Source organism: [Clostridium] ultunense DSM 10521, assembly GCF_000511955.1.
In the GTDB taxonomy this organism is placed as follows: domain Bacteria; phylum Bacillota; class Clostridia; order Tissierellales; family Tepidimicrobiaceae; genus Schnuerera; species Schnuerera ultunensis.
The window spans coordinates 1,209-6,327 of record NZ_AZSU01000001.1; the positions used below are offsets into that span (position 1 = coordinate 1,209).

A 5,119-nucleotide genomic window follows, 5' to 3' on the forward strand; every position below is an offset into this window, starting at 1 on the left:
GGAAGTAAGAGAGTTGTTATCAGAATATGAATTCGATGGAGACAATACAAGCATCGTAGTAGGATCAGCATTAAAGGCAATAGAAGATCCAGACGGAGAGTGGGGAGATAAGATAGTAGAATTAATGACAGCAGTAGATAATGATATACCAGAACCAGAAAGAGAAACAGACAAACCATTCTTAATGCCAGTAGAAGACGTATTCAGTATAACAGGAAGAGGAACAGTAGCAACGGGAAGAGTAGAAAGAGGAGTAGTAAAAACTGGAGACAACGTAGAGATAGTAGGATTACAAGAAGAATCTAGAACAGTAGTAGTAACAGGAGTAGAAATGTTTAGAAAGATCCTAGAAGAAGCTCAAGCAGGAGACAATATAGGAGCCCTTTTAAGAGGAGTTCAAAGGGATGAAATTGAAAGAGGGCAAGTATTAGCAAAACCTGGTACTATTACTCCACATACAAAATTCGAAGCAGAAGTATATGTACTAACTAAAGAAGAAGGTGGAAGACATACACCATTTTTTAACGGATATAGGCCACAATTCTACTTTAGGACTACTGACGTAACAGGAGATATCCAATTACAAGAAGGCGTAGAGATGGTAATGCCAGGAGACAATGCTAAGTTTACTATAGAACTAATAACTCCAATAGCTATGGAAGAAGGCTTAAGATTTGCTATCCGTGAAGGTGGTAGAACAGTAGGCGCTGGAGTTGTTACTAAAGTTATTGGATAATTAGACCAATATAAAAGACTAGGTCTTTCAGGCCTAGTCTTTTTTAAGATTATAATGTTAGGATAATCCTAATTGGAATTGGATAAAATTATAAAAGATTACTTGGAATGATGAAATTATTTTTATTGACATAAATTTTAATTTGTGATAGTTTATATTAAGTAATGAAGTTAATAATGGGTAATTGTGCCCGGGGGCAAGATTAATAAATATATACTTTTCCATGTAGGAGGTGTAGTAGATGAGAGATAGAATAACCTTGGCTTGTACTGATTGTAAACAAAGAAATTATACATCAACTAAGAATAAAAAGAATAACTCAGAAAGAATAGAACTTAGAAAGTATTGTAAGTTTTGTAAAACACATACTGTTCATAAGGAAACTAGATAATTGGTAAATATAATTACGTAAGGATGTGAGTTTATGTCAGCTCAAACCAGCACTGGTAAGGGTAAGATCAGCGCATATTTCAAAGGCGTTAAGGCCGAAATGAGAAAGGTTATTTGGCCTAGTAGAAAAGAGTTAATAAATTATACGGGGGTAGTAATTTTTATTAGTGTTATTGTAGGTTTAGTTGTATGGGTCCTAGACTTAGGAATACATCGTATATTATCACTAATTATAAAGTAACATGAAGGAGGGAAGGACCAGTTAGGTCCTCAAATATATGTCGGATAAGGTTGAAAGTAGAGCAGATAGGGCCAAAAGAGCCAAATGGTACGTGGTCCATACTTATTCAGGCCATGAAAATAAAGTAAAAGCTAATATTGAAAAAATGGTAGAAAATAGAGGTATGATTGATGATATATTTGAAGTGGCGGTACCCACGGAGGAATATATCGATACTAAAGGCGGGAAAAAGAAACTGAAAGAAAGAAAACTTTTCCCTGGTTATGTTCTTGTAAAGATGATAGTAAACGATGTATCATGGTACCTTGTAAGGAATACAAGAGGGGTTACAGGCTTCGTAGGGCCAGGTTCTAAGCCAGTTCCCTTAACGGATGAAGAAGTTAAAGCTTTAGGTGTACAAGATACAACATTACCATCTATTGACTTAAAAGAGAAGGATGTAATAAAAGTAACTACTGGACCCTTTGAGAACTTTATGGGGACTATTGAAAGCATCAATCTTGAGAAGAAGAAGGTTAAGGTATTTGTATCTATGTTTGGAAGGGAAACCCTTGTTGAATTGGATTTTGACCAGATAGAAAAGTTGTAAATAATGCTTACAAAAGCTAATAAGCTTTTTAAATAGATTTATAAAAGTGGGAGGGATTATCCCGCCTAACCACAAAGTAATTGAGGAGGTGGAAGGAATATGGCAAAAAAAGTCATAGCTGTAGTAAAACTACAAATACCAGCCGGTAAAGCTACACCAGCTCCACCTGTAGGAACTGCATTAGGACCTCACGGAGTAAATATTATGCAATTTACAAAGGAGTTCAATGCAAAGACTGCAGATCAAGCTGGGATGATAATACCAGTTGTTCTTACAGTTTATCAAGATAGATCCTTTACATTCATTACTAAAACACCACCTGTTTCAGTATTGATAAAGAAAGCTGTAGGAATTGAGTTAGGTTCAGGAGAACCAAATAAGACAAAAGTAGCAACTATTTCTAAAGACAAAGTTAAAGAAATAGCTGAAATAAAGATGCCTGATTTAAATGCAGGAAGTATAGAGTCTGCTATGAGAATGATAGCAGGAACAGCAAGAAGTATGGGAGTTGTTGTTGAAGAATAATATTTAAGTGGGAGGATATTCCGTTAACACCACAGGGAGGTAAGGAAATGAAAAAGAGAGGTAAAAAATATCAAGAAAGTTTTAAACTAGTTGATAGAACTCATTTATACGATGCAGTAGAGGCAATAGAGTTAGTTCAGCAGACAGCCAAAGCTAATTTTGATGAAACTGTTGAACTGTCAGTAAGATTAGGTGTAGATCCGAGACATGCCGATCAACAAGTAAGAGGCGCAATAGTATTGCCACACGGTACAGGGAGAACGAGAAAAGTTTTAGTATTCGCTAAGGGTGAAAAGGTAAAAGAAGCTGAAGACGCCGGTGCAGACTTTGTTGGAGGCGAAGAGCTAGTTCAAAAAATTCAAAACGAAGGATGGCTTGACTTTGATGTGGTAGTTGCAACTCCTGACATGATGGGAGTTGTAGGTCGAATAGGAAGGATCTTAGGTCCTAAAGGATTGATGCCAAATCCAAAATCCGGAACTGTTACATTTGAAATAGAGAAAGCTGTAAAAGAAATTAAAGCTGGTAAAGTAGAATATAGGGTAGATAAATCAAGTATAATCCATGTACCAATAGGAAAGGTATCCTTTGGAACAGAAAAGTTGAGAGAAAACTTTGCTACTATAATGGAAGAGATTATCAAAGCTAGGCCAGCTGCAGCAAAGGGAAGATATTTAAGATCCGTTGTACTATCTAGTACGATGGGGCCTGGAGTAAAGGTAAATCCACAGCAATTGGTTGATAGATTTGTTCCAAAGAAAGATTAAAAGTTTATAGTATTCTATTGACAGCTATAATATTTGCTGGTATAATCTATTACGTTAAATAAATAGGCTACCGTAGACAGTAGGAACCCAATGGGTTTAAAAATCTCCTACCGAGGTGAGAGTGGAAACTAATCATATTATATAGAGATTAGGGTCTCTCCGTGTCTGCGGAGAGACCTTTATTTGTTTAGCCTTTAGGAGGTGAAGTTGTTGAGGGATAAAGTTTTGGAAGAAAAGAAGCAAATAGTTGAAGAAATTAAAGAAAAGGTGGAAAAAGCTCAAGGGGTAGTTTTAGTAGACTACAGAGGCTTAAATGTAGAAGAACTAACTCAACTAAGACGCAACTATAAAGAAGCAGGTGTAGATTACAAAGTATATAAAAACACCATGATGAGATTTGCCTTTAAGGATGCTGGCTTTGAAGAGTTCAACCAGTATTTAATAGGGCCAAATGCAATTGCCTTTGGTTTTGATGATCCAGTACAGGCAGCTAAGATAACTGAAGAATTTGCAAAGAAGCATGATAAGCTTGAAATTAAAGCTGGTATAGTTGATGGTAAGATAATAGGTATAGATGAAATCAAGAGCTTAGCAAATCTACCATCAAAAGAAGTTCTTATTGCACAAACTCTTGCTGGATTAAATGGACCTATTGCAGGATTTGCTAATGTACTTCAAGGAACCATTAGAAACCTTGTATATGGATTAAATGCGGTAAGGGAAAAGCAAGAAGGTGTAGAAGCATAATTTAAATTTCGAAAATATTTGGAGGGATATAATAATGGCAAGTGAAAAAGTGTTAAACTTAATCGAAGAGGTAAAAAATTTAACTGTTTTAGAATTATCAGAATTAGTAAAAGCATTAGAAGAGGAATTTGGCGTTAGTGCAGCTGCACCAGTTGCAGCAGTAGCAGCAGCTCCAGCAGCGGGAGCAGCAGAAGCGGCAGAGGAAAAGACAGACTTTGATGTTGTTTTAACAGATGCAGGACAACAAAAAATCAAAGTTATTAAAGCTGTTAGAGAAATAACTGGTCTAGGATTAAAAGAAGCTAAAGAATTAGTTGACAATGCACCAAAGGCTGTTAAAGAAGGCGTTTCTAAAGATGAAGCTGAAGAAATCAAGACTAAGTTAGAAGAAGTAGGAGCAGGTATAGAATTAAAATAGTATTTAATAATTAGGTTTTATAAAAGGCTTTCAAAAACGAAAGCCTTTTTACAACCCATACATAAACTTACACTAATGAGTTTGGAAAAAGGCTTCCATAATTTAAAAATACTTTAATGGAAGCCTTTTTATAACTGCAGAAAAATATATAAATGAAAAATAAAATGATATGAGATAATACATTTGTGACAAGAAAATATGAAAAAAGGAAAGGCCTCTGATATAATGTTATTCGCCACAAAAAACAAATATCGGAGGGATCCTTTCCTATGAAAACAATTATAACAGAAGAAATGAGATTTCGTCAAAGGGTAGTTAAATATGCAATCAAACATAATAACAATGCAAAAGCAGCTAGAAGATATCATACCAGCCGCCAACAGGTATGGCGTTGGAGAAAAAAGTATGATGGAACCATAAAATCTTTGGCAAATAAAAGCAGAAGACCCCATTCTCATCCTAATCAACATACACAGGAGGAATTGGGCTTAATACGATATAAGCACCGTTATCATCGCCATGAAGGTCTGGCACAAGTATATCGTAAATTAAGAGATGCTGGTTATACAAGAACTTACGACTCCATGTGCAGACAAATAAGGAAAATGAAGCTAAATACACCAAAAAAACGAAAAAGACTAATCCTAAAATCTAAAGTATACGTAAAAACCCAGACTACCTATCCAGCGAGCGGGTACAGATAGAT

9 protein-coding genes and 1 other annotated feature are annotated in these 5,119 nt (G+C 35.6%); all 9 genes read left to right on the top strand.

All coding sequences use genetic code 11. The features are described 5' to 3' along the window. Positions 1-736 (top strand): EF-Tu C-terminal domain-related protein (locus CUL_RS16325; RefSeq protein WP_035142632.1); only part of this gene is annotated, 736 nt, incomplete at its 5' end. A gap of 241 nt (positions 737-977) precedes the next feature. Beyond that, positions 978-1,127 carry a 50S ribosomal protein L33 gene (gene rpmG, locus CUL_RS0100015; protein WP_005583168.1) on the top strand — a complete coding sequence of 50 codons (150 nt, stop codon included), beginning with the start codon at positions 978-980 and terminating at the stop codon, positions 1,125-1,127. Between the two features lie 33 nt (positions 1,128-1,160). Beyond that, positions 1,161-1,367, top strand: a complete 207-nt coding sequence (secE, locus tag CUL_RS0100020) for a preprotein translocase subunit SecE (RefSeq protein WP_025640181.1) — start codon at positions 1,161-1,163, stop codon at positions 1,365-1,367. Positions 1,368-1,404: 37 nt separating this feature from the next. Further along, the gene (gene nusG / locus CUL_RS0100025; protein WP_025640182.1) at positions 1,405-1,956 is read left to right on the top strand and encodes a transcription termination/antitermination protein NusG; all 552 of its coding nucleotides are present in this window, start codon (positions 1,405-1,407) and stop codon (positions 1,954-1,956) included. Between the two features lie 99 nt (positions 1,957-2,055). Then, the gene (rplK, locus tag CUL_RS0100030) at positions 2,056-2,481 is read left to right on the top strand and encodes a 50S ribosomal protein L11 (protein ID WP_005583170.1); all 426 of its coding nucleotides are present in this window, start codon (positions 2,056-2,058) and stop codon (positions 2,479-2,481) included. A gap of 47 nt (positions 2,482-2,528) precedes the next feature. Further along, positions 2,529-3,248: a 50S ribosomal protein L1 gene (gene rplA, locus CUL_RS0100035; protein WP_005583171.1), complete on the top strand. Its 720-nt coding sequence runs from the start codon at positions 2,529-2,531 to the stop codon at positions 3,246-3,248. Between the two features lie 52 nt (positions 3,249-3,300). Beyond that, positions 3,301-3,441 (top strand) — a sequence feature (ribosomal protein L10 leader region). Positions 3,442-3,458: 17 nt separating this feature from the next. Then, positions 3,459-3,995 carry a 50S ribosomal protein L10 gene (gene rplJ, locus CUL_RS0100040; protein ID WP_025640183.1) on the top strand — a complete coding sequence of 179 codons (537 nt, stop codon included), beginning with the start codon at positions 3,459-3,461 and terminating at the stop codon, positions 3,993-3,995. A 34-nt stretch (positions 3,996-4,029) separates the two neighbouring features. Beyond that, complete coding sequence (gene rplL, locus CUL_RS0100045) at positions 4,030-4,413, top strand: 50S ribosomal protein L7/L12 (RefSeq protein ID WP_005583175.1); 384 nt, start codon at positions 4,030-4,032, stop codon at positions 4,411-4,413. Between the two features lie 269 nt (positions 4,414-4,682). Then, entirely contained in the window at positions 4,683-5,117 is a 435-nt protein-coding gene (locus CUL_RS0100050; protein WP_025640184.1) for a helix-turn-helix domain-containing protein, read from the top strand. The last annotated feature ends 2 nt before the right edge of the window (positions 5,118-5,119 follow it).